The sequence below is a fragment of the Acidaminococcus sp. genome (assembly GCF_057597765.1).
The window spans coordinates 135,170-158,891 of record NZ_DBMBXK010000001.1 but is presented as its reverse complement, the minus strand read 5'-3'; the positions used below and the strand labels follow the sequence as shown (position 1 = coordinate 158,891).

The 23,722-nt window shown below is 56.9% G+C and carries 25 protein-coding genes and 1 tRNA gene; 19 read left to right on the top strand and 7 right to left on the bottom strand.

Going from position 1 to position 23,722, the window contains the following annotated elements:
* Positions 1–48: 48 nt before the first annotated feature.
* On the bottom strand, positions 49–600 hold the full coding sequence (locus tag ACZOF8_RS00785) for a PH domain-containing protein (RefSeq protein ID WP_022487097.1): 552 nt from the start codon (positions 598–600) through the stop codon (positions 49–51).
* A gap of 127 nt (positions 601–727) precedes the next feature.
* Between ACZOF8_RS00785 and ACZOF8_RS00780 the strand changes: the two genes are divergently transcribed.
* Positions 728–1,732: a nucleoside hydrolase gene (locus ACZOF8_RS00780; protein WP_195839640.1), complete on the top strand. Its 1,005-nt coding sequence runs from the start codon at positions 728–730 to the stop codon at positions 1,730–1,732.
* Between the two features lie 88 nt (positions 1,733–1,820).
* On the top strand, positions 1,821–2,990 hold the full coding sequence (gene alr / locus ACZOF8_RS00775) for an alanine racemase (protein ID WP_487426464.1): 1,170 nt from the start codon (positions 1,821–1,823) through the stop codon (positions 2,988–2,990).
* A gap of 37 nt (positions 2,991–3,027) precedes the next feature.
* Here the strand turns inward: alr and ACZOF8_RS00770 are convergent, their stop codons facing one another.
* The 3 genes from ACZOF8_RS00770 to ACZOF8_RS00760 all read right to left on the bottom strand — a co-directional run bounded on the left by ACZOF8_RS00770 (position 3,028) and on the right by ACZOF8_RS00760 (position 4,762).
* Positions 3,028–3,762, bottom strand: a complete 735-nt coding sequence (locus ACZOF8_RS00770; RefSeq protein ID WP_022487094.1) for a DUF554 domain-containing protein — start codon at positions 3,760–3,762, stop codon at positions 3,028–3,030.
* Between the two features lie 92 nt (positions 3,763–3,854).
* Positions 3,855–4,109, bottom strand: a complete 255-nt coding sequence (locus tag ACZOF8_RS00765; protein ID WP_022487093.1) for a TIGR03905 family TSCPD domain-containing protein — start codon at positions 4,107–4,109, stop codon at positions 3,855–3,857.
* Between the two features lie 56 nt (positions 4,110–4,165).
* The gene (locus ACZOF8_RS00760; protein ID WP_022487092.1) at positions 4,166–4,762 is read right to left on the bottom strand and encodes an HD-GYP domain-containing protein; all 597 of its coding nucleotides are present in this window, start codon (positions 4,760–4,762) and stop codon (positions 4,166–4,168) included.
* Between the two features lie 424 nt (positions 4,763–5,186).
* Between ACZOF8_RS00760 and ACZOF8_RS00755 the strand changes: the two genes are divergently transcribed.
* Positions 5,187–5,954, top strand: coding sequence for a basic amino acid ABC transporter substrate-binding protein (locus ACZOF8_RS00755; protein ID WP_022487091.1), 768 nt, complete (start codon positions 5,187–5,189; stop codon positions 5,952–5,954).
* A 157-nt stretch (positions 5,955–6,111) separates the two neighbouring features.
* Positions 6,112–6,202 (top strand) — tRNA-Ser (locus tag ACZOF8_RS00750).
* 142 nt (positions 6,203–6,344) lie between these two features.
* Here ACZOF8_RS00750 and ACZOF8_RS00745 read toward each other — a convergent pair.
* Positions 6,345–7,133 carry an HAD-IIA family hydrolase gene (locus ACZOF8_RS00745; protein WP_022488351.1) on the bottom strand — a complete coding sequence of 263 codons (789 nt, stop codon included), beginning with the start codon at positions 7,131–7,133 and terminating at the stop codon, positions 6,345–6,347.
* A gap of 314 nt (positions 7,134–7,447) precedes the next feature.
* On the opposite strand from ACZOF8_RS00745, the gene ACZOF8_RS00740 reads away from it, so the two are divergent.
* From ACZOF8_RS00740 to rsmI, 6 genes are read left to right on the top strand one after another with little or no spacing between them, the layout of a single operon-like run.
* Positions 7,448–8,893: an aminotransferase class I/II-fold pyridoxal phosphate-dependent enzyme gene (locus ACZOF8_RS00740; RefSeq protein ID WP_441369069.1), complete on the top strand. Its 1,446-nt coding sequence runs from the start codon at positions 7,448–7,450 to the stop codon at positions 8,891–8,893.
* A complete protein-coding gene (gene tmk, locus ACZOF8_RS00735; RefSeq protein ID WP_302575155.1) occupies positions 8,890–9,510 on the top strand; it encodes a dTMP kinase in 621 nt (206 codons plus the stop codon). Before ACZOF8_RS00740 ends, tmk begins: the two co-directional genes overlap by 4 nt.
* A 21-nt stretch (positions 9,511–9,531) precedes the next feature.
* Positions 9,532–10,572, top strand: coding sequence for a DNA polymerase III subunit (locus tag ACZOF8_RS00730; protein ID WP_487426463.1), 1,041 nt, complete (start codon positions 9,532–9,534; stop codon positions 10,570–10,572).
* A gap of 10 nt (positions 10,573–10,582) precedes the next feature.
* Entirely contained in the window at positions 10,583–11,428 is an 846-nt protein-coding gene (locus tag ACZOF8_RS00725; protein WP_487426462.1) for a PSP1 domain-containing protein, read from the top strand.
* Positions 11,428–12,162, top strand: coding sequence for a tRNA1(Val) (adenine(37)-N6)-methyltransferase (locus ACZOF8_RS00720; RefSeq protein ID WP_154487939.1), 735 nt, complete (start codon positions 11,428–11,430; stop codon positions 12,160–12,162). The genes ACZOF8_RS00725 and ACZOF8_RS00720 overlap by 1 nt, the downstream gene beginning before the upstream one ends.
* Positions 12,152–12,985, top strand: coding sequence for a 16S rRNA (cytidine(1402)-2'-O)-methyltransferase (rsmI, locus tag ACZOF8_RS00715; RefSeq protein WP_487426461.1), 834 nt, complete (start codon positions 12,152–12,154; stop codon positions 12,983–12,985). The genes ACZOF8_RS00720 and rsmI overlap by 11 nt, the downstream gene beginning before the upstream one ends.
* Here rsmI and ACZOF8_RS00710 read toward each other — a convergent pair.
* On the bottom strand, positions 12,958–13,878 hold the full coding sequence (locus ACZOF8_RS00710; protein WP_487426477.1) for a LysR family transcriptional regulator: 921 nt from the start codon (positions 13,876–13,878) through the stop codon (positions 12,958–12,960). The genes rsmI and ACZOF8_RS00710 overlap by 28 nt on opposite strands.
* A gap of 109 nt (positions 13,879–13,987) precedes the next feature.
* Between ACZOF8_RS00710 and ACZOF8_RS00705 the strand changes: the two genes are divergently transcribed.
* Entirely contained in the window at positions 13,988–15,007 is a 1,020-nt protein-coding gene (locus ACZOF8_RS00705; RefSeq protein WP_022488359.1) for a YeiH family protein, read from the top strand.
* Positions 15,008–15,067: 60 nt separating this feature from the next.
* On the opposite strand, the gene ACZOF8_RS00700 is transcribed toward ACZOF8_RS00705, so the two are convergent.
* Positions 15,068–15,232 (bottom strand): hypothetical protein, encoded by a 165-nt coding sequence (locus ACZOF8_RS00700; protein WP_154487938.1) that lies wholly within the window; start codon positions 15,230–15,232, stop codon positions 15,068–15,070.
* Positions 15,233–15,281: 49 nt separating this feature from the next.
* Here ACZOF8_RS00700 and ACZOF8_RS00695 point away from each other — a divergent pair, with 49 nt between their 5' ends.
* The 8 genes from ACZOF8_RS00695 to secA all read left to right on the top strand — a co-directional run bounded on the left by ACZOF8_RS00695 (position 15,282) and on the right by secA (position 23,708).
* Positions 15,282–15,875 (top strand): HD domain-containing protein, encoded by a 594-nt coding sequence (locus ACZOF8_RS00695; RefSeq protein ID WP_154487937.1) that lies wholly within the window; start codon positions 15,282–15,284, stop codon positions 15,873–15,875.
* Between the two features lie 103 nt (positions 15,876–15,978).
* Positions 15,979–17,085: a glycosyl hydrolase family 18 protein gene (locus ACZOF8_RS00690; RefSeq protein ID WP_441369070.1), complete on the top strand. Its 1,107-nt coding sequence runs from the start codon at positions 15,979–15,981 to the stop codon at positions 17,083–17,085.
* Between the two features lie 66 nt (positions 17,086–17,151).
* The gene (locus ACZOF8_RS00685) at positions 17,152–17,937 is read left to right on the top strand and encodes a basic amino acid ABC transporter substrate-binding protein (RefSeq protein WP_154487936.1); all 786 of its coding nucleotides are present in this window, start codon (positions 17,152–17,154) and stop codon (positions 17,935–17,937) included.
* 236 nt (positions 17,938–18,173) lie between these two features.
* Positions 18,174–18,953: a basic amino acid ABC transporter substrate-binding protein gene (locus tag ACZOF8_RS00680; RefSeq protein WP_154487935.1), complete on the top strand. Its 780-nt coding sequence runs from the start codon at positions 18,174–18,176 to the stop codon at positions 18,951–18,953.
* Positions 18,954–18,980: 27 nt separating this feature from the next.
* Positions 18,981–19,637: an amino acid ABC transporter permease gene (locus ACZOF8_RS00675; protein ID WP_154487934.1), complete on the top strand. Its 657-nt coding sequence runs from the start codon at positions 18,981–18,983 to the stop codon at positions 19,635–19,637.
* A 1-nt stretch (position 19,638) separates the two neighbouring features.
* Complete coding sequence (locus tag ACZOF8_RS00670; RefSeq protein ID WP_154487954.1) at positions 19,639–20,358, top strand: amino acid ABC transporter ATP-binding protein; 720 nt, start codon at positions 19,639–19,641, stop codon at positions 20,356–20,358.
* Positions 20,359–20,504: 146 nt separating this feature from the next.
* Complete coding sequence (gene hpf, locus ACZOF8_RS00665; RefSeq protein WP_154487933.1) at positions 20,505–21,050, top strand: ribosome hibernation-promoting factor, HPF/YfiA family; 546 nt, start codon at positions 20,505–20,507, stop codon at positions 21,048–21,050.
* A gap of 186 nt (positions 21,051–21,236) precedes the next feature.
* Positions 21,237–23,708 (top strand): preprotein translocase subunit SecA, encoded by a 2,472-nt coding sequence (gene secA / locus ACZOF8_RS00660; protein WP_353844354.1) that lies wholly within the window; start codon positions 21,237–21,239, stop codon positions 23,706–23,708.
* Positions 23,709–23,722 lie beyond the last annotated feature (14 nt).

Here is a 23,722-nt window from a genome sequence, read left to right as displayed (position 1 = left end):
TTGCATGTGCAACAGTCCCCTTTTTGGGGCCGCGGCTGAGGCTGTGAATCAATTCACAGCCTCTTTGCACTTCTTTATGAACTTCTCCGGATCCCGGACGTAATCGTACCGGATCGCTTCTTTGCCTTTTCCGATGACCAGGGTGCCGTAGCCGGCTTTCCGGCCCAGGAATCCCTGTTCCATGGTCATCTGGGCGGCCATGTCCAGGGGAATCATATACTGCTTCTTCTTGAATGCTCCTTTGAACAGCACCAGCCGTTTATTGGTAAGGAGCAGCAGCTGGGATTTATAGTACATGAACCGGAAGCAGAGCCAGATCAGCCCTGCCGGCACGTACAGAATCAGCACCACCAGAGGCCAGAAAAAATACATCAGGGACCGGTCCGCCCGGGCCAGGGGTTTCTCTTCTTCTTCGTCCATGGGCCGGGTTTCCGCCTCTTCTGCCTCATCTTCCGCCGGCAGGTTTGGGGCGGCTGCCTCCTGGGAAGCCTGAGCTTCCGTCTGTTCCGTCTTTTTTTCTTCCGAAGCGTCCGCCGCTGTATCCGGGGACGCCTGGCTGTTTTCCGCTGTTTCGGGATTTTCCTGCGGATTGGGTTCCATAGTGCATCTCTCCTTCATGATTGTCGTCTTCCCCGATTATACCATATCCGCTTTCCCTTGCCACCTTTCTTCTTCCGTACTATACTATTCCATGGTTATTTTTGACAATGGGAGGTTTGGTACCTTGGTGAACATACAGAAAAAACTGGCTTTGCTGGTGGCAGGCCTGATATGTGCCTGTACCTTCAGCATCCCCGGGATTTCCGGAGCTGCGGCAGGAGAAACGGCAGGAGCCCCGTCCCTGGTCTTTGACAGCGATCCGGGCAGCGATGATGCCCTGGCCCTGTTTCTGATGAAGCAAAGGCAGGTGGTACCGGATCTGGTTCTGGCTACCTATGGCAATGCCCCGGAAAAGCAGACCAGCAGCAACCTGGTGCTGGTCCTGGGGGATCTGGAACTGGATCTGCCGGTATACCACGGGGCGGACCGTCCCTGGAAGGGGAAAAAGCCCAGATACCGGGAACCCGGATTCAACGGGAAGGATGGTCTTTTGGGCCTTTCGGATACCTTCCGGGATAAAAACGAAAAAAACGGCCGGAAACTGGTTCAGCCCGGCAGCCTGGAAGAAGCCCGGGAAAAACTGAAACAGCACCGGCACATCACCTATGTGGCCACCGGCCCTCTGTCCACCCTGGCAGTCCTGGTCCAGGATCCGGACATCAAAAGCCGGATCGACCAGGTGTACATCCTGGGAGGCCAATTGGCGGCTCCGGATCCGGAAACCCTGGGGGAAGCCAACTTCGCCTGGGACCCCAAAGCGGTGAAAATCGTAATGGAAAGCGGATTGGACATTACCCTGTTCCCGGTGGAACTCACCGGTACCCAGTACATTGAAGAAGAAGAGCTCCAGAATCTGTCCCGGCAGGGTACCTGGCCGGAATTCCTGGATCTGATCCGGGCCAACCAGGCTGCTCATGCCAAAACCGGGGAAGAGAATGCGGCGGTGCTGCCGGCTATTTTCCCGGTGCTCTATCAGCTGGCTCCGGAACAGTTCGCCGTGGAGGACCGGCGGATCACCGTGGACAAGAACGGACAACTCCAGGAAAATCCCCAGGGGACCCTGGTCCATGCGGTGTTGGGAGTGAATCCCCGGTACCAGTGGAAAGCCCTGGAAAAGAGCTTCGGCCAGTAAACCGTGCCCTGGCCGAAAAAATGTGGTATCATAAAGCAGAGAAATGGGCCTGCCTTGAGCCGTGGCCTTCTGCAAAGGGGATATGAACATGAAATCTACGCTGCGCCGTACCTGGGCGGAAATCGATCTGGACGCCCTGGCCTACAACTATTATAAAATCCGGGAGCACATCGGACCCAAGGTGAAATTCCTGGGAGTGGTGAAGGCGGATGCCTACGGCCACGGAGCCGTCCAGGTGGGGAAACTGCTCCAGTCCCTGGGCGCCAACTATCTGGCGGTGAGCAGCATCGACGAAGCCATGGAACTCCGGTTCAACGGCATCACCATGCCCATCCTGATCCTGGGCCATACCCCCCGGGAACAGGTGGACCGGCTGATCTGCTTCAACATCACCCAGGCGGTGACCTGTGAAGCCAAGGCCCTGGAATACAGTGAAGAAGCCGTGAAGTACGGGGGAACCCTGAAGATCCATGTGAAGGTGGATACGGGCATGTCCCGGCTGGGGTACATCTGCGAGGGAGATTATTTCGAACACGGGGTGGAGGGAATCATCCACGCCTGCAGCCTGCCCGGGCTGGAGCCGGAAGGGATCTTCACCCATTTCGCCGTGGCTGATGAACCGGGAGAAGAGGCCCTGGCCTATACCCGGCACCAGTTCCAACTGTTCAAAAATGTCTGCGACGAAGTGGAAAAATGGACCGGAAAGAAATTCAAACTCCGCCACTGCGCCAATACCGGAGCCACCACCCTGTTCCCCGATACCCATCTGGACATGGTCCGGCCGGGGCTGCTGCTTTACGGCTATGGAGAACACGCCCGGATCCTGGGGCTGAAGCCGGTGATGGCGGTGAAGACCACCATCAGCACCATCAAGATCTATCCCAAAGGGACCAGGATCAGCTACGGAGGCATCTACACCTGTGACAGGACCACCCGGATGGGGGTGGCGCCCATCGGGTACGCCGACGGGTTCATGCGCTGCCTGTCCAACCGGTGCGGTTTCGTGACGGAACAGGGCATGGCTCCACAGCGGGGACGGATCTGCATGGATATGTGCATGGTGGACCTGACGGACAAGCCGAAAGTGGACGTGGGCAGCGAACTGGAACTGTTCGGCACCCACCAGTCCCTGGATGAATTGGCCGCCCTGGCCGGCACCATTCCCTACGAAATCACCTGCAACATCAGCAAGCGGGTGCCCCGGGTGTATGTGCAGGACGGGAAAGTAGTGGAAAAAGAATTGCTGCTGAGGATGTGAAAAACGGGGCTGTTGCATACGCAACAGCCCCGTTTTCTTACAACAGCGGTACGATTACTCCGCTCCACACCGCCGACAAGGGCATCACCAGGGCCATGGCCGGAATCATATCGGCTATGGGGAAATCTTTCAGCTGGAGCATCCGGAACCCGGTGGCCAGGAGCAGGGTGCCTCCGCAGGCCTTGAAATCTCCGATCATGTCCGGGGTGCAGAAGGGCAGCAGGGCATTGGCCAGAACGAACAGGCACAGGAAGATCACCAGCTGGGGCAGGGCGATGAAGCTGACGATGATCCCCAGTTCACAGGCAAAAAGGGCTGCCGTAGGCAGGTCCATGATGGATTTAGCGATGAGGATGCTGTGATCCCCGGCCATGCCGGACACCATGCTGCCGTAGATCCCGGTGCCGCTGGCGCAGAACAGCACAATGATGGTGATCAGCCGGCTTTCATATTCTTCCCGGGGAATCAGGCTGTCCCCAGTGGAAGCGGGCAGCACCCGGCTGATCAGTTTTTCCAGGTTCCGGGATCCGTTGACAATCCGGTCCCCCAGGTGGATCCCCAGGCCCACAATGGTGCCGGCAATCACCGCAAACACCACCGCCGGCAGATTCTTCATGAAGGTAATGGAGATGACTCCCATCAAAAGGGCACAGGAGCCGAACACTGTGGTCAGCTTCTCCTTGAAATCCTCCGAAAGCCGCGGCCCCAGGAAATTCCCCAGGATTCCCCCCAGTACCACCGCAGCCACATTCATCAAAACCCCAATTGGCATAACAAATCCCCCTCAAAAGTATGTATCATTACTATTTTACTATAAATTGGGCATGAAAAAAAGGGCTGCACCCAGTGTGCAGCTCTTCTTTCTTATTCTTCCTTCAACGCTTCTTCCACACCTTTGGCCAGTTGATCGGCACAGGAGGTGGCTTTATCCCCGCAGGTGTTGCCTTTCAGCAGTTCCACCGCATGGCGGGCATCGGCGCCTTCCAGCAGTTTGCTGATGGCGGACAGGTTGCCGGGGCAGCCTCCCTGGAAATGGATATTGTGGAGCTTGCCGTCTTCCAGACCGAATTCAATCTGGCGGGCACAGGTTCCCTGGGTCTTTACGGTAAAGTTTTTCATGGGTGTGTACTCCTCAAAAAGATTTATGGGCAAACCGGAGGTCCGGTTGTGCTTTCTTAATGATTGGCAATGGAGGCGAAAAAGGCCTGGACCACATCCGGGTCGAACTGGATCCCGGCCAGATCCCGGATCACCTGGGGGCTTTTGCAGCCGGCGATCTGCCACTGACGGGTGCAGGGATTGCATTTCCGGTCGTAGAAATTGGCCACGGCGATGATCCGGCTGCCGATGGGGATATTGACTCCCTTCAGCCGTTTGGGGTAGCCGCTGCCGTCCCAGTTTTCGTGGTGGTGGAGGATGATCTTCATGATATGGGCAAAGGCCGGGATATTTTCCACCATGCTGGCCCCGGCTTCACAGTGCCGCCGGTAGGCCGCCCGTTCCCGGATATTGAAATAGGGATATTTGGCCAGGATGGTGTTGGGGATGGACAACTGCCCGATATCATGGAGCAGGGCCGCCGTTTTGATGCAGCCGACCTCGTTGAGAGGCAGCCCCATTTTGATGGCCGTGGCAGCCGCATAGTTGGCCACCTGCTGGCTGTGGAGAAAGAGCCCGTGGCTTTTCAGTTCCAGCAGTTTCAGGAACCCCTGTACGATTTCCGTGGTGTCGGTATCCGTGGGAAAATCCAGGAATTGGGGAATGGTGATCATGAGAATTCGACCTTTGCTTGAGATTTCTATCCGCTTTCAGTATACACTAAAACCGCTCCTTTGTGAATTTCCGGTTGCCAAAGTTTTCCCCGGCTTTTATAATAGAACAAACAACTCAGGTCTGTGGTTGCAAGTCGATGCCAGTTGCAGGCAAAACGATCCACGTAAGCAATGAAAAGCCATTGTGAGCACGGTGCAGCTTAGAAGTAAGTCCTGCCGCGAAAAGCGAGAGAAGCAGTAGTGGGGAGCATGAGGCTTAGGAGCGAACCTTCCAGCAGGCGGGTGTGGGGGCGAAAACCAGGTCAGCTGAGTTGTTTTTTGTATTTTTATTAAAAAGCTGTTGCATAATAATACATAGAGTCGTATAATTAATCCCAATCAAAGCCATACAATACGGAAAGGGCTGAATGAGGGAGGAATAATTATGAAAAAGATTCTAGCTGCGATCTGCCTGTTCGCTGCACTGATGGGAACCCTGGGCTGCGGAGGCAGCCAGACTGCCGGAACCAAGCCGGCGGAGAAGAAGGAACTGATCGTAGGGACGGAACCTTCCTTTGCGCCCTTTGAATTCCCGGACAAACAGAGCGGAGAGCTGACCGGGTTCGATCTGGACCTGATCAAGGCCATGGGGAAAAAGGCCGGGTTTGAGAAAGTCACGGTGAAAGGCATGGGCTTCGATGCCCTGATCCCTGCCCTGGACGCCGGCAACATCGACGTGGCCATTGCGGGCATGAGCATCACCGATGCCCGGAAACAGAAGGTGAACTTCACGGATCCTTACTATGAATCCGGTCTGGCCACCGTGGTCCGGAAGGACAACAACGCCATCAAGAGCCTGGAGGACCTGAAAGGGAAGACCATCGCCGTCCAGCTGGGGACCACCGGGGCTGACGCCGCCGGGAAAATCGAAGGGGCTACGGTAAAGACCTTTGATACCTCCGATACCGCCTGCCTGGAGCTGAAGAACGGGGGAGCCGATGCGGTAATCAGTGACCTGCCGGTGCTCCAGTACTTCCTGAAACAGGGGGGCAGCGAATATGCCAAGATGGTGGGAAAACCCACCAAAGGGGACATGTACGGCATCGCCACCGCCAAAAAGAACAAAGAGCTCAGCGACAAGCTGAACAAAGCTCTGGGAGAACTGAAAAAGAGCGGGGAATATCAGAAGATTTATGACAAGTGGTTTAAGTAAAAAAATGGGCGCTCCGGCGCCCATTTTTGTCAATGGTTAATTGTCAATGGCCGATGGAAGGCAAATGCCGGGTATTTGCCCTGCCATATCCCCTCTAAAAAAACTGTTGACAGAAACCAGCAAATCGTGTATTATAAACAAGTCAGCTGATTCAAACGGAGTGGTACTCAAGTGGCTGAAGAGGACGGTTTGCTAAATCGTTAGGGGGGTTAAACCCCGCGAGAGTTCGAATCTCTCCCACTCCGCCATTCAAAATCAAAACCTGCCTGTGGGCAGGTTTTTTTGTGCCTAAAAAAGGCGGCTGTAAAAAATGAAAAATTATTTTTTACAGCCGCCTTCGGTCTCCAGTCACGGCTCGTGGCCCGCGACTGGGGCTGCTCAGGCAGCCCCTTATTTCTCTGGTACCAGATCCCCGATACCGTTGAGGATGTAATGGGGCTGATAGGAAAACTGCTTGATGTTTTCCCGGTTGGAGACCCCGGTGAGCACCAGCACCGTTTCCATGCCCGATTCCACCCCGCCGATCACATCCGTATCCATCCGGTCCCCGATCATCACCGCGTCTTCCGAATGGACTCCCAGCCGTTTCAGGCCGGTGCGCATCATCAGGGGGTTGGGTTTGCCGATGAAATAGGCCTTTTTCCCGGTGGCCAGTTCGATGGGGGCGATGAGAGCCCGGCAGGCCGGGATGATCCCCCGGTCGCTGGGGCCGGTCATGTCGCTGTTGGTACCGATGAGCTTGGCCCCCTTGTGGATCAGCTCCGTGGCCTTGATGATCATTTCATAATTGTACCCGTTGGTTTCGCCCACTACTACATATTCCGGGTTCACGTCGTTGTAGGTGATGCCTGCGTCATACAGGGCGTTCATCAGCCCATGGGCCCCGATGATGTAGGCGGAGCAGCCGGGGGCCTGGGTCTTCAGGAAATGGGCCGTGGCCAGGGCGCTGGTGTAAAAGTGGCTTTCTTCGATGTCCAGTCCCATGGCTTGGAGCTTTTTCCGCAGTTCCAGGGGAGACCGTTCACTGGAGTTGGTCAGGAACAGGAACTGTTTCTTTTCCTTCTGGAGCCAGGCCACGAATTCCTTAACACCAGGCAGCAGGGTGCTGCCATGGTAGATCACACCGTCCATATCACTGATAAAGCCTTTTTTCGAGCGGATAATATTCAAATCACGCATAAAGAACCTCCTTGTTGCCAGAAAATAATTCTTATTGTTACATTATGACCTTATTTTCAGAAAAACACAATAAGATTCTGCAAAGATCTTGTTAAAAATTGGTAAAATTTGCGCCATTTTCTTCGAAAAAGACATACTTGCCCTCCGGGAAACCCTCTGCCCGTGCAAGCACGGGGCCTTTCCCCCTTTCAGGGGGACACAGGCCTTCGGCCAACCACCCAACCACTTAATCACTTACCCACTTATCCTGCTACTCCGCACTTTCCCCTCTTCCCCCCATATGGTACAATAAGATATTGCCAAGGAGTGAAATCATGAATGCAAAAAGACCTTTACTGACGGCAGTGGAAAACTACCGTCTTCAACATGTATATCCTCTCCATACCCCCGGTCACAAAGGGGGACGGGGAGCGGATCCGGCACTCCGCCATCTGGTGGGGGACGTGGCTCTTGCCAGCGACGTGTCCCTGATGGCGGAACTGGACGACATCCATCACCCGGAAGGGTGCATCCGGGAAACGGAAGAACTGGCGGCCCGGCTTTACGGGGCGGACCGGTGCTTTCTGGGCGTAAACGGCACCACTGGGGTGATCCACGGGATGCTGCTGGGAGCCCTGAAACCGGGGGATAAGATTTTGATCCCCCGGAACAGCCACCGGAGCGTTTTGGGAGCCCTGGTGCTGGGAGGTTTCCATCCAGTGTATGTACAGCTGGCCTATGATCCCCAGTGGCGGCTTACTCTCCAGGTGACGCCGGAACAGGTGGCAGAGGCCCTGGAAAAGGACCCCTCCATCCAGGCGGTGTTCCTGACCACCCCCAACTATTTCGGCCTGGCGGCGGAAACCCGGAAAATCGCAGACATTGCCCACGCCCACGGCGCCTTGCTGCTGGTGGACGAGGCCCACGGACCCCATCTGGGGTTCACGGACCAGCTGCCTCCCGGTGCCATGGAATCCGGTGCCGATGCAGCAGCCCAGAGCACTCACAAAATCGTGGGGGCCATGACCCAGTGCAGCCTGCTCCAGGTGCGTTATGACCGGATCTCTCCGGAAGCCATGGAAGGAGCCATGAGCCTGGTGACCACCACCAGCCCCAACTATCTTCTGATGGGAGCCCTGGATGCAGCCCAGGCCCAGCTGGCAGAGCAAGGGAAAGCCATGGGAGAAGCGTCGGTACGGGCAGCCGGTGTACTCCGCCGGATGCTCCACCAGGTGCCCGGCCTTCCTGTCCTGGAACAGGAACTGGTGGGCCAGGGAGGCGTGGCCGCCCTGGATCCGGGGAAGATCACTCTCCAGGTCAGCGCTTTGGGGGTCACCGGTCCGGAAGCGGCGGATGCCCTCCGGCAGGCGGGCATCGCAGTGGAACTGGTGGACGAAGACCATGTACTGCTGCTGGTGACCTACGCTGATGAGGGACCGGAACTGGAAAAAATGGGCCGGACCCTCTGTCAGGTGCTGGAAGCCATCCGGAAGCCGGAACGGGACCTGAAGCCTGTGCCTCCGGTGGCGGCGCTGCCGGAAATGGTGAAGCTCCCCCGGGAGGCGTTCTTTGCCGGCCACAGACCGGTGGATTTTGAAAAGGCGGCAGGGCTGATCTCCGGAGAGACCATCAGCTTCTATCCTCCGGGAATCCCTCTGGTGATGCCCGGAGAGCGGATCACCGGAGAACTGATCCGGTACTGCCGGGAAATGCAGGAAAGAAAACTGCTGGTGAGCGGTCCCCGGGACAGCTCTCTCCAGCAGATCGAGGTACTGATATGAAGAAACAAGGATTGTTCATTACCCTGGAAGGGCCGGACGGAGGCGGCAAGACCACCCAGGCCCAGCAGCTGGCCCGCTGGTTCCGGCTTTACGGCCGGGAGGTGCTGATCACCCGGGAACCGGGAGGGACCCCTACGGCGGAAAATATCCGGGAACTGGTGCTGGATCCGGCTCTGGATCTTTCCGCGGAAACGGAAACCCTGCTCCAGCTGGCCGCCCGGGCGGATCATGTGGCCCAGGCCATCCGGCCGGCTCTGGAGGCGGGGCAGGTAGTGCTCTGCGACCGGTTCAGCGATTCCACCCTGGTATACCAGGGCATCCTCCGGAACATGGATCTGGCCCAGCTGCGGAAGCTGAACGATTTTGCCACCCGGGGCCTCCGGCCGGATGTGACCCTGCTTTTGGACGGGGATCCCCGGGAACTGGTGAAACGCCGGGAAGACCGGGGCACCGTGGATAAATTCGAACTCCAGGGACTGGAATTCCAGGACCGGATCCGGGCGGGCTATCTCCAACTGGCCCAGGAGGAACCGGACCGGATACTGGTGGTGGATGCCCTCCGGGAACCGGAAGTGGTGACGGAGGAAATCATCCGGAAACTGGAAAAATGGGTATAACCGGGCAGGAAGGGGAAAGCCATGTGGAAATCCATCATCGGACATGAAACCAACAAAACCTTCCTGGAGAACATGCTCAAAGGGGCCCGGAAGACGCCTTCCCTGCTGCTGTGCGGGCCGGAAGGCATCGGGAAGAAAAAAATGGCCCGGGCCTTCGCCAAAAGTTTCCTGTGCCTGGAAGATCCCCTGGCTCCCTGCACCTGCCGGAGCTGCCGGGCCATGGACAGTGACAGCCATCCGGATTTCATCCAGGTGGAGCCCGGGGGCAAAAGCCGGACCATCGGGGTGGAGGCCATCCATCAGCTGGCGGCCAGTGCCGCCTTCGGGCCCGTATTGTCCCGGTACAAGGTGTGCCTCATTGATCAGGCCCATACTCTCCGGGAAGAGGCCCAGAACAGCCTGCTGAAGCTGCTGGAGGAGCCCCCGGACTACTGGCTGTTCCTTTTGGTGGCGGACGACCGGGAGAAACTGCTGCCCACCATCCGGTCCCGGGTGATGGAGCTCCGGTTCGATCCTCTTTCCATGGAAGAGACGGAACAGGTGCTGGCATCCATCCGTCTGGGAGAAGGGGACCGTCCGGAAGATATGGCTGAGGAGGACCTGGCCCAGGTGGAGGCCAAATGGCGCCGGGAACTGCCGGTGCTGGCCCGGCTGGCAGGAGGCTCTGCCGGCAAGGCCTTGACCTGGTTCCGGCTGGATGCCCTGAAGCTGCGGGAAAACATCCTGGACCTGCTGGAACAGGCGGGCCGGGAAGATATCCTGGTCTACGCGGACAGTCTGCCCTGGATGCTGAAAAACGACCGGCAGGAGAGCCTGGTGCTCATGGAGCTGCTGCTCCTCCTGTTACGGGACGGTCTGATCCTGGAAAGCGGGCTGCCCCAGGTTTTGTACAATGAAGATCTGCGCCAGAGGCTGGGCCTGTGTTTTGCAGGCTGGTCGGAGAAAATGCTCCGTCAGGCCCTGGAACTGGAAGAAAAGTGCCGCCGGGCCCTGGCGTCCTTTGTGACCCGCCGGATGGCGGTGGAGGCTCTGGCACTGGAACTCCATGGAATGCTGGAATAAAGGAGAAAAAATGGTAACCATCGTTGGAATCCGGTTCAAACGGGCCGGGAAGATCTATTATTTTTCCCCGGGGAACTACAACCTGGCAAAGGGAGACCATGCCATTGTGGAAACCGCCCGGGGCATTGAATACGGGGAAGTGGTGATTCCCCGGCAGGAAGTGGAGGACAGCAAGATCGTCTCTCCTCTGAAAACGGTGATCCGGAAGGCTACGGAAGCCGACGCCCGGAAAGTGGCGGAAAACCACCGGAAAGAAAAAGAAGCCTTTGTGATCTGTGAGAAAAAAATCGCTGCCCGGAAGCTGGAAATGCGTCTGGTCAACGTGGAATACACTTTTGATGTGGGCAAGATCATCTTCTATTTCACCGCCGACGGCCGGATCGATTTCCGGGAACTGGTGAAGGATCTGGCGGCGGTGTTCCGCACCCGGATCGAGCTGCGGCAGATCGGGGTCCGGGACGAAGCCAAGATGCTGGGAGGCATCGGCTGCTGCGGCCGTCCTTTGTGCTGCTCCACCTTCCTGGGGGATTTCGAGCCGGTGTCCATCAAAATGGCCAAAGAACAGAACCTGTCCCTGAATCCCACCAAGATCTCCGGAATCTGCGGCCGGCTCCTGTGCTGCCTGAAATATGAAAGCGACATGTACTGCGGCAACTGCTGCAAGAAACGGGAAAAGAAAAAGGAACCCCGGCCCATGGTGCCCCGTCCCGGGATGAAAGTGGTGACCCCCAGCGGGGAAGGGATGGTCATGACCATCAGCCGCCGGGAACAGACCGTGACGGTGGAACTGTCCCCGGGGAACCGGGTGGTGGTCTCCTGGGATGAGATCGTGGAATCCTCCCGGGCGGAGAAGTAATGGAAAATACGGAACGGCTGGACTGCCTGCCGGACGGGACCACCCGGATCTGGCAGGACAGCCGGGAATTCTGCTTTACCACGGATGCGGTGTTCCTGGCCGCTTTTCCCCACTTGGTCCGGAAGGCCAAGGCCCTGGAACTGGGCTGCGGCACCGGGGCGGTGAGCCTGCTTCTGGCCAACCGGGGAGCGGAAAAGGTGCTGGGGGTGGATGTGAATCCCCATGTGGTGGATCTGTTCCAGCGGAGTATCCGGGAAAACCATCTGGAACACCGGGTGGAGGGCCGGGTGTGCGATTTGCGGGAATACCGGACCCAGCTGCCCTGCGATGCCCTGGACCTGGTGGCGGCCAATCCGCCCTACCGGATCGGGGGACGGCGGCGTCAGGTGGGTCAAGCCGCCTGTCATGAAACAGGCACCACCCTGGAGGATTTTTTTGCGGCCGCCGCCTGGTCCCTGAAGACCCGGGGCCGGTTCGCTCTGGTCCAGCTGCCGGAACGGTTCACCGACGCGGTGAAGCTGGGGATCCGGTACCAGCTGGAACTGAAACGGCTTCAGTGGGTCCATGCCTATGTGGACCGGCCGGCCTGGATCTTCCTGGCGGAATTCGTCAAAGGGGGGAAGCCCGGACTGGAAGTGCTGCCCCCGTTGTGCATGTACGATCCGGACGGTTCCTACAGCCGGGAAACACTGGCCTATTATGCATTGAAAGGGGACGAAACCCATGGAAAATAATAAAGGGACCCTGTACCTGTGCGCCACTCCCATCGGGAACCTGGAAGACATGACTCCCCGGGCGGTGCGGGTGCTCCAGGAGGTGGATCTGATCGCCGCGGAAGATACCCGGCATACCCGGCAGCTGCTGACCCATTTCGGAATCCACGGCCAGCTGATCAGCTACCATGAACACAACAAGGAAAAACAGGGGCCGGTGCTGCTGGAAGCCCTGGAGGCAGGGAAAAACATCGCCCTGGTCACTGACGCCGGATTTCCGGGGATATCGGACCCGGGAGAGATGATCGCCCAGCAGGCCATTGCTGCCGGGATCCCGGTGGTTCCGGTGCCGGGGGCCAATGCCTGCCTCACGGCCCTGGTGGCTTCCGGGCTCCCCAGCACTCCCTTCTTTTTTGGGGCCTTCCTGCCCAAAAGCCGGAAAAACAGGAAGGAAAAGCTGGAGGAATGGAAGCATATCCCGGCTACCCTGGTACTGTATGAAGCCCCTCACCGGATCCTGGACGTGCTCCAGGACATGGAGGAAGTGTGGGGAGACCGGAAAATGACCCTGGGACGGGAACTTACCAAGCTCCACGAAGAGTTCTTCCGGGGGACCATTTCCACCTGCCGCCAGCATTTGCTGGAAAATCCTCCCCGGGGAGAATTCGTCCTGGTGGTGGAACAGGGAAAAATGGAAAAACAGGAGCCCCAGGGGGACCCGCTGGAGGCAGTGAAAGACCTGATGGCCCGGGGTACGGACAAAAAAGAAGCCCTGGCCCAGGTGGCCAAGGCTTACAAAGTGCCCAAACGGGAGCTTTACAACCGTCTGGTCAAAGAAGAATAGGGAGAATTCCCTTTGGATTCCATCAGTTCCTGACAGATGACCCGGATTTCCGGAGCGAAGAGGCTGTCTTTGGGCCAGATGAAATCAAAAGGGTGGACCATGGAAAAATCTTTCAGAGGCAGCAGCCGGACCCGACCGGCGGCTGCCTCTTTTTCTACGGCAATCCGGTACAGGAAAGTGATGCCGCAGTCCTCTTCCAGCAGCTGGATCAGGGCGTGCATGTTTCCCACCTGGGCCCGGTGGGCGAACTGGTCCAGGGTAATGCCCTGGAGGGCCAGGTTCCGTTCCAGGATGTTCCGGGTCCCGGAACCAGGTTCCCGGACCAGCAGCCGTTCCGGCAGAAGATCCCGGCACAGCTGGGGCTCCCGGGCAAACTGGTGCCGGGCGGCGCATACCGGGACGAACGGTTCCAGCCGGAACAGCAGGTGGTCATAGGAGTCCGGAGGATAGTACCCTTCCACCAGGGCAAAATCCAACGTCCCCCGGTCCAGCTGCTGGAGCAGTTCCCGGGTATTCCCGAAAATCAGGGTCAGTTCCACCTCCGGATGGGCCTTCAGATACTGGGCTGCCGGCCGGGCAATGCCGTATTCCCCGATGGTAAGGGTCACCCCGAAGGTGAGACGGCGGACACCCTGCTGACAGGCTTCCATCTTCCGGACCAGCAGGGCCTCATCGGTCTGGAGCAGTCGGGCGTAGGCGGCCAGGGTCTTTCCGGCAGGGGTCAGTTCCAGGTTCCGGCCCCGGTGGGCAAAAAGAGGCAGCCCGTATTTCTTTTCCAGGGTGTGGATGTGCTGGGAAACCGCCGGCTGGGTCAGGAACAGTTTCCGGGCCGCCTGGGTGAAGTTCATGGTTTCACAGACCGTCAAAAAAGTGCGCAGCTGGGTATCCATCAGTTCCTCCATAAGGGTATTTTATGGGTTCATTATAAACCATAATTTCCGCTTTTTAAATAGAGCATCTATAATACAACAAGATGCTTTGAAGTGAAGGAGGAAGTTACTGATGGAAAAAAGAGGAAAAGGAATCCTGGCCTGTCTGGCCATTGCCCTGCCGTCCTGGCTGCTGGGGCAGCATTTCCCGGTGGTGGGAGGACCGGTGATTGCCATTCTCCTGGGGATGGTCATTACCCTGTTCTGGAAGGAGAAAGGGGCGGCGGCTCCGGGTATCCAGTGGACCAGCAAAATCATCCTCCAGTCGGCAGTGGTGTTCCTGGGATTCGGGCTGGATCTCCATGTGGTGGCGGCTACGGGGAAACAGTCCCTGCCCATTATCCTGGCTACCATTACCACCTCCCTGGTGCTGGCCTATGGACTCCACCGGCTTATGGACATCCCCACGAAAATCTCCACTCTGGTGGGGGTGGGGTCTTCCATCTGCGGGGGATCCGCCATTGCCGCCGCGGCTCCGGCCATCCATGCGGATGATGAAGAAGTGGCCCAGGCCATTTCCGTCATCTTCTTCTTCAACGTACTGGCGGCCATCCTGTTCCCCCTCCTGGGGTCGGCACTGGGATTCAGCACCACCAGCGGGGAAGGGTTCGGGATCTTTGCAGGCACGGCGGTGAATGACACTTCCTCTGTAACTGCGGCCGCAGCCACCTGGGACAGCATGTGGAACCTGGGGACCGCTACCCTGGACAAGGCTGTGACGGTGAAGCTTACCCGGACCCTGGCCATTATCCCCATTACTCTGGGCCTGTCCCTGTATTACGGGAAGAAAGAAGCGGCGGCCGGGAAAAAGTTCCGTTTGGCCCAGGCTGTTCCCGTGTTTGTGCTGTATTTTATCCTGGCGTCCCTGGTCACCACCCTGGCCCTCCAAATGGGCATTTCAGCCACCCTGTTTGCCCCCATGAAGACCCTGAGCAAGTTTCTCATCGTTATGGCCATGGCTGCCATAGGGCTGAACAGTAACCTTGTGAAACTGATCCGCACTGGCGGCAAACCCATTCTTCTGGGAGGATGCTGCTGGATTGGCATCACTGTGGTGAGCCTGGCTCTGCAACAAGTGCTGGGATTGTGGTGAGAGGACGCAGGGAATCCCGTATTGTCAGAGGCCAAACGCTGCCGCGTCTGGCCTCCATTTCTATACTTTTTTGCTCTTTTCAACCCCTTGAACTCGCTGGTGCAGTTCCTGCTGGAGTCGTTCCATGTCTTCGGCGGTTTTTACAAAGGAATAGCCGATGGAATCCGCCTGAGCGGCGTGAGTGGGCAGGGTTACCATAATTCGGGTGCCTGTCTTCTTTTCCATGATATAATAAATTTTAAAGCACCATTTGCAAGGGAGGAATGGAAACAGTATGAATGACGATTCACGTTTTGCCAAACAGCTCCGGTTCATCCTGGAGCTGGACAAGGAAAAGATCATTCTCCGGCAGACCCATCTGACCGGATACCGGCGGCAGGAAAACGATGCGGAACATGCCTGGCATATGGGGGTGATGGCCTGTTTATTGAAGGAATACGCCAACGAACCTTTTGACCTGGCCCGGACCCTTTTGATGATCCTTCTCCACGATGTGGTGGAAATCGATGCCGGGGACACCTATGCCTACGACCCGGATGCGGTGAAGACCCAGCGGGAACGGGAGGAAAAGGCGGCGGACCGGATTTTCGGACTGCTGCCGGAAGACCAGGCCCGGGAATTCCGGGACCTGTTTGAGGAATTCGACCGGGGAGACACCCCGGAAGCCCGGTATGCCCATGCCCTGGACAATTTCCAGCCCATCCTTCTCAATGACGCCAACAACGGAAAAGACTGGCGGCTCCACCAGGTGGGCCGGCAGCAGGTGGAAAAACGGAATGCCCGGACCCACGAAGGCAGCGAAAAAATCGCCCAGGCCGTCCAGGCCATCATTGACAGGAATGTGGAGAAGGGGAACCTGAAGCCGTAACAGCAGGGAAGAGTGAAGAGGGGGCTGGCGGCAATCAAACGGTACCTTGGGTACCGTGGGGACGCTGATCCGATGCCCCACAAAACAGTGAGGAGGAGATCGTGTGGACAAACGATGGATCTGTATTTTCTGCCTTTGCCTGATGACCCTTACGGGCACCGCCTGTGCCCGGACTCCAGAACCGGCGGGACCGGAGAAGGGGAAAAATCCCCCGGTCCAGGAACCTTACCGTCCCCGGAAGGTGGAAGGGCCAGTGGGGCTGGTGTGGGACTGGCAGGCTCCGGGAGAAAAGCCTTCCACCCTGGCCAGGGAGAAGAAGCTTCCCGGGATCACCGTCCTTTCTCCCAGCTGGTTCGTGATCCGGGATACGGATGGGAATATGGAAGAAAAGAACGCCTCCCTGGACTATGCGCCCCAGGCCCATGCCAAGGGATACCGGGTGTGGGCCCTTATTACCAACGGGTTCGACCCGGACCTGACCCACGGGCTTTTGGACAATCCGGCCGGCCGGAAAAATGCAGCAGAAGGGCTCCTGGCCCTGGCCCGAAAGTACCAGCTGGACGGCATCAACCTGGATTTCGAGAACATCCGGGCAGAAGACAGCGACCGGCTCACCGCCTTTGTGGGAGAAATCGCAGGGCCCCTCCGCCAGGAAGGGTACACGGTATCCATAGACGTGACCGTGCCTTCTGACAACGGGAACTGGTCCCGGTGCTATGACCGGAAGGCCCTCAGCGAACAGGTGGACTATGTAATGCTCATGGCCTACGATGAACACCACCGGCTGTCCAAAGTAGCCGGCTCTGTAGCCAGCCTGCCCTGGGTGGAACGGGGAATCCGGAAGACCCTGGAAGAAGTGCCGGCGGAAAAACTGGTGCTGGGGATGCCTCTCTACATGCGGGACTGGAAAGAAGAAAACGGAATGGTCAGCGCCAAAACCCTTTCTATGCCCGGAGCCCGGAAGCTGATCGCTGAAAAGGGCCTGGTGCCTGCCTGGCGCAGCGAGGAAGCCCAGTATTATTTTGAATACCGGGAACAGGGGGTGCTCCATCGGGTATGGCAGGAAGATGCCCGGAGCCTGGCCCTGAAGAACGCCCTGATCAGCCGGTACAACCTGGCCGGCAGCGCCTACTGGAGGAAAGGTCTGGAAGAGCCGGAAGTGTGGGAAATTCTGGCGGATGCGAATTTCTTGTTGAATAAAAATAAATAAAGATGTATAATTTATCCATCAAATAACGAAATAGCCAGTATATGGGCCAAATGAGGAGGAATATTTATGAAGAAAATGAAGATGCTTGCTGGAATCCTGGCCGGGCTGATGCTGTGCGTGGCCGCAGCAGGATGCGGCGGGGGCTCCGGCACCGCCGACAAAAAAGCCACTGACAAAAAGGAACTGGTGGTGGGGACCAACCCTTCCTTTGCTCCTTTTGAATTTACCGACAAGAAGGACGGCAAGGTCCAGGGCTTCGACATCGACCTGATCAATGCTCTGGCCAAAAAAGCCGGTTATGAAAAGGTGACCATCAAGAGCATCGCCTTTGACGGACTGATCCCGTCCCTGGAATCCGGGAACATCGACGTTTCCATCACTGGCATGAGCATCACCGATGCCCGGAAACAGAAAGTGAACTTCACCGATCCCTACTATGAATCCGGTCTGATGGCCGTGGTGAAAAAGGATAACGATGCCATCAAGGGTCTGGATGATCTGAAGGGCAAGACCATTGCCGTCCAGCTGGGCACCACCGGGGCCAAATATGCGGAAACCATTGAAGGAGCCAAGGTCAAGACCTTCGATTCCTCCGACCTGGCCTGCCTGGAACTGAAAAACGGCGGCGCCGATGCGGTGATCAGCGATCTGCCGGTGCTCCAGTACTTCCTGAAACAGGGGGGCAGCCAGTACGCCAAGAGCGTGGGGACCCCCAAGAAAGGCGACTTCTACGGCATCGCCACTGCCAAGAAAAACAAAGAACTCTGCGACAAGCTGAACAAAGCCCTGGCTGAACTGAAGAAAGACGGAGAATACCAGAAGATTTACGACAAGTGGTTCAAGGCGGAATAAGAGATTGTCAATGGTCAGTGGTCAATTGTCAATGGCCGGGGGAAGCCAGCTCTGCTGGCATTGAAAAACAAATTCAAAATCAATTGGTACAATTGATTTCCAAAAGCCAGAGACTAGTGACTAGAGGCTGGTGACGGGGCTGCTGCGTATGCGGCAGCCCCTTTTTCTCGAAAACCGGTTGTATAAACATACGCAACGCTGTATAATGATTACATTATGAAGATGGAGGGAAGATTATGAAAAAAATCTCTGCTGTAATGTGCGTACTGGCTGCTCTGATGCTGGCCGTGGCCGGCTGCGGAAGCGATACCAAACAGGCTGCCAATGACCAGAAAGTGATCAAAGTAGGGACCGAACCCACCTTTGCTCCTTTCGAATTCCAGGAAAAAGATTCCAAGGAATTCGCCGGATTCGATATGGACCTGGCCCGGGCCATCGGCAAACAGCTGGGCAAAAAAGTGGAAATCCAGAACATGGGCTTCGATGCCCTGATCCCGGCCCTGAACTCCGGCAACATCGATGCGGTGGCCGCAGGCATGAGCATCACCGACGAACGGAAAAAGGCCGTGACCTTCTCTGATCCCTACTACACTTCCGGTCTGGTAGTGGTAGTGACCAAGGACAACAACGATGTGAAGAGCATCAAAGACCTGGAAGGGAAGAAGATCGCCGTACAGATCGGCACCACTGGTGCTGACAAGGCCGCCAAGGTTCCCGGCGCCAAAGTGACTTCCTTCAACACCAATGCGGAAGTCTTCCTGGAACTGGAAAACAAAGGGGTTGACGCGGTGATCATCGACAAGCCTGTGGCCCAGTACTACCTGACCAAGGAAGGCAAGGACAAGGACAAGATCGTAGGGGATACCATGGATGCGGAATCCTACGGCTTTGCCTTCAAGAAGGACAGCAAACTGGCTGCCGACTTCAACAAGGCTTTGGCTGAACTGAAGAAAAACGGTGAATATGACAAGATCTACACCAAATGGTTCGGCAAAGATGCCAAAGCCGCTCAATAAGCGGTTTCTGGAAAAGGAAGAGAATGCATGAATTTTGAAATCATGAAGGAATCCCTGCCCCTGCTGCTTGCCGGGGCAGGCATTACTGTAGAAATCACAGCGGCCAGTGTGGGCCTGGGGCTCTTCATCGGCGTAGTGGTGTCCCTGATCCGTCTCTGCGGCATCAGGGCCCTGCGCATTTTAGGCGATATCTATGTGACCTTTCTCCGGGGCACCCCCCTGCTGGTCCAGATCTTTCTGGTGTACTTTGCCCTGCCGGCCCTAATCCATCACCGGGTGGATGCCTATGTGGCTGCCATTTCCGCCTGCTCCATCAACTCCGGGGCCTATGTGGCGGAAATCTTCCGGGGCGGCATCGAATCCATCGACAAGGGACAGATGGAAGCCGGCCGGAGCCTGGGCATGACCTGGTGGCAGACCATGCGCCACATTATCCTGCCCCAGGCCTTCAAGCGGATCATCCCGCCTCTGGGCAACGAATTCATCGCCATGCTGAAGGACTCCTCCCTGGTGTCCGTCATCGGGTTCGAAGAACTGACCCGCCGGGGCCAGCTGATCATTGCCCGGACCTATGCCTCTTTTGAAATCTGGCTCAGCGTGGCCATCATCTATCTCATTATGACATTTGCGGTGGCCCGTTTGGTAGGCGTCCTGGAAAGGCGGTACAAGAAAGATGAACAGTGAAATGATTAAAGTGGAGGGCCTCCGGAAAAGCTATGGGGACAACGAGGTGCTCAAGGGCATCGACGTGACCATTGCCGAACAGGAAGTGGTGGTGGTCATCGGCCCCAGCGGCGGCGGGAAAAGTACCTTTCTCCGGTGCCTGAACTATCTGGAAGTGCCTACGGCCGGCTCCATTACCTTTGACGGGATCCCCCTCAACGGGGAAGCCAACATCAACGAAGTGCGGAAAGAAGTGGGGATGGTGTTCCAGCGGTTCAACCTGTTCCCTCACATGACGGTGATGGACAACCTGATCCTGGCTCCCATGATCGTCCGCCACGAAAAGAAGGAAGAAGCGGTGGAAAAGGCCAAGCTGTACCTGGACAAGGTGGGCCTGTTGAACAAGGCCGACGCCTATCCCGGTAGCCTGTCCGGGGGCCAGCAGCAGCGGGTGGCCATTGCCCGGGCCCTGTGCATGAAGCCCAAGGCCATGCTCTTTGACGAGCCCACTTCCGCCCTGGACCCGGAAATGATCAACGAAGTACTGGATGTTATGAAGAACCTGGCCCAGGAAGGGATGACCATGGTGGTGGTGACCCACGAAATGGGCTTTGCCCGGGAAGTGGGAGACCGGATCCTGTTCCTGGACGGCGGGAAGATCCTGGAACAGGGAGATCCTACCGAATTCTTCGCCCATCCCAAAAACGAACGGGCCCGGAATTTCCTGTCCAAAATCCTGTAAGAGAGGGGCTGCTGCCTGTGCGGCAGCCTCTTTTTATCAAAAAAATTTACATTTTTTTATTTTCTTTTGCAGGGATTTCCGAAGAGTTGTAGAATATGTATAATAACAACGATGGGAAATGTCCCATTGGTGAGGAGGTAGTTATTATGGCAGTAAAAGTTCGTGGTAAAAACATCGAGGTCACCCAGGCATTAAAAGATTACGTGGAAAAACGCGTGCAGACCATTACCAAACAGTTCAAGACGGTAGGTGAGATCACCGCGGTAATGCGGGTGGAAAAAGGCAAACATACGGTTGAAATCACGGTTCCTGCCAGCGGCATCGTACTGCGAGCCCAGGAAACTTCTGAAAATATGTATGCATCCATTGACCAGTGCGTGGAAAAAATCGAACGGCAGATCCATAAATACAAGACCCGCCTGATGAAACGGAAATACAGCAACTTCAAGGATGCGGCACCGGCTCCGCTGCCAGAAGACAGTGAAGATGTACCGGAAGAAACCGGGGAATTCAAGGTAGCCCGTACCAAGAATTACGCCATGCGGCCCATGGGCGTCCAGGAAGCCATTATGCAGATGAACATGCTGAACCACGATTTCTTCATTTTCTTCAATGCGGAAACGGAAAAAATCGCCATTGTATACCGGAGAAGAAGCGGGGATTACGGCCTGATTAATCCGGAAATGGCCTGAACCTTTTCCGAAAACTGGGTTATCCCGTAAATTCAAGAAATTTTTACAAAGAGCCGGGGCGTTTGCCCCGACTCTTTTTGACTTTCATATACGCATTTGCTACAATTAAAAAATGGATTCATAGTGGTAATTTGCGCCTGGAGCGCTTACAAGAACTGAGGAGTGATATACTTGCTGGAAAACCTGATGAAACTGGTCTTTGGTGACCCCAATAAGAAAGAATTGAAGGTCTGCCAGGGCTATGTGGATAAAATCAATGCGCTGGAACCGGAAATGGCCGGGCTCAGCGATGCCCGCCTCTGTGCCAAGACCCAGGAATTCCGGCTGCGGCTCACCAAAGGAGAAACCCTGGATGACCTGCTGCCGGAAGCTTTTGCCGTGGTCCGGGAAGCCTCCCGCCGGGTGCTGGGGCTGCGTCATTTCGATGTGCAGCTGATCGGGGGCTGCATCCTCCACCGGGGGAACATCGCCGAAATGCGTACCGGTGAAGGGAAGACCCTGGTGGCCACCCTGCCGGCTTACCTGAACGCCCTGGAAGGCAAAGGGGTCCATGTGGTCACCGTCAACGACTACCTGGCCCGCCGGGACAGTGAAGACATGGGCCGGGTGTACCGGTTCCTGGGGATGAGCGTGGGGCTGATTGTCCACGACATGGATTTCCCCGCCCGGAAGGCAGCCTATGCAGCGGATATCACCTACGGCACCAACAACGAATTCGGGTTCGACTACCTCCGGGACAATATGGTGGTGTCCCTGGATCAGATGGTCCAGCGGCCCCTCCATTATGCCATCGTGGACGAAGTGGACTCCATCCTCATCGATGAAGCCCGTACGCCTCTGATCATTTCCGGTCCCGGGGAAAAATCCACGGATCTGTACAACATCATGGCGGATGTGGTGAAGAACTTCAAGGAAAAAGAAGACTACACCGTAGATGAAAAGCTCAAGACCGTGGCTCCTACCGAAGCCGGTATCGCCAAGGCGGAAAAACTCCTGGGCGTAAAGAACATGTACGACCCGGAAAACGGCACGGATCTGTCCCATCAGCTGATGGAAGCCCTGAAGGCCAAGGCACTGATGATCCGGGACCGGGACTATGTGGTGAAGGACGGGGAAGTCATCATCGTGGATGAATTCACCGGCCGGCTCATGTACGGCCGCCGGTATTCCGAAGGGCTGCACCAGGCCATCGAAGCCAAGGAACATGTGAAGGTGGAACGGGAAAGCCAGACCCTGGCCACCATCACCTTCCAGAACTACTTCCGGATGTACGACAAGCTGTCCGGCATGACCGGCACCGCCAAGACGGAAGAACAGGAATTCCAGAAGATTTACGGGCTCAGCGTCTACGTGGTGCCCACCAACAAACCCAATATCCGGATCGACTACCCGGATGTGATCTACAAAACCAAGAAAGCCAAGTACCGGGCTGTGGTGAAGGCCATTGAGGAACTCCATTCCGTAGGCCGGCCGGTGCTGGTGGGGACCACTTCCATCGCCCAGAGCGAGGAACTGTCCGCCATGCTGAAGAAAAAGGGCATCCAGCACAATGTGCTGAACGCCAAGTATCATGAAAAAGAAGCGGAGATCGTGGCAGATGCCGGCCAGATGGGGGCCGTGACCATTGCCACCAACATGGCCGGCCGTGGTACGGATATCACCCTGGGCGAAGGGGTGGCCGAACTGGGCGGTCTCCACATCATCGGTACGGAACGGCACGAATCCCGCCGGATCGACAATCAGCTCCGGGGCCGCTGCGCCCGTCAGGGGGATCCGGGTTCCACCCGTTTCTACCTGTCTCTGGAAGACGACCTGATGCGGCTGTTCGGTTCTGACAACATTTCCGGGATCATGGACAAGCTGGGGATGGACGAAGACGAACCTATCGAACACAAGCTGGTGACCCGGTCCATCGAAAACGCCCAGAAGAAAGTGGAAAGCCGGAACTTCGACATCCGGAAACACGTGCTGGAATATGACGATGTGATGAACGAACAGCGGGAAGTCATCTACGACCAGCGCCGGAAGATCCTGGAAAAGGCCGATCTGAAGGAAACGGTCCTGGGCATGGCGGACCACATTGTGGACCGGACCATGGATATGTACGCTCCCAAAGAAGCCTACAGCGAGGACTGGGACATTCCTTCCCTGATCAAATACGCAGAGGAATTCTATGCACCTCAGGGCAGCCTGAAGGCTGACGAACTGGCCAACATGAGCCGGGAAGAACTGGAGGAACATCTCCACAAGGTGGCCCACGATTACTACGACGAACGGGAAACCGCCATCACCGCTCCCATTATGCGGGAACTGGAAAACCTGGTGATGCTGAAGGTGGTGGATACCCACTGGATGGAACACCTGGATGCCATGGATGCCCTCCGGGAAGGAATCGGGCTCCGGGCCTACGGCCAGCGGGATCCTCTGGTGGAATACAAATTTGAAGCCTACGACATGTTCGAAGGCATGAAGGAAGCCATTGTGGACGATGTGGTCCGGTACATGTACCGGGTGAACGTGGTGACCCAGCCTACGGTGGAAGACCACCTGTCCAACGCTTCCGTGAATAACCCCAATGTGGACGGTACGGCGGAAGGTGCTCAGACTCCTGCGGAAATCCACGGGGAAGGAAAGCCGGCAGGGGCTCCCCGGCAGTAAGAGCGCCCGGGGAC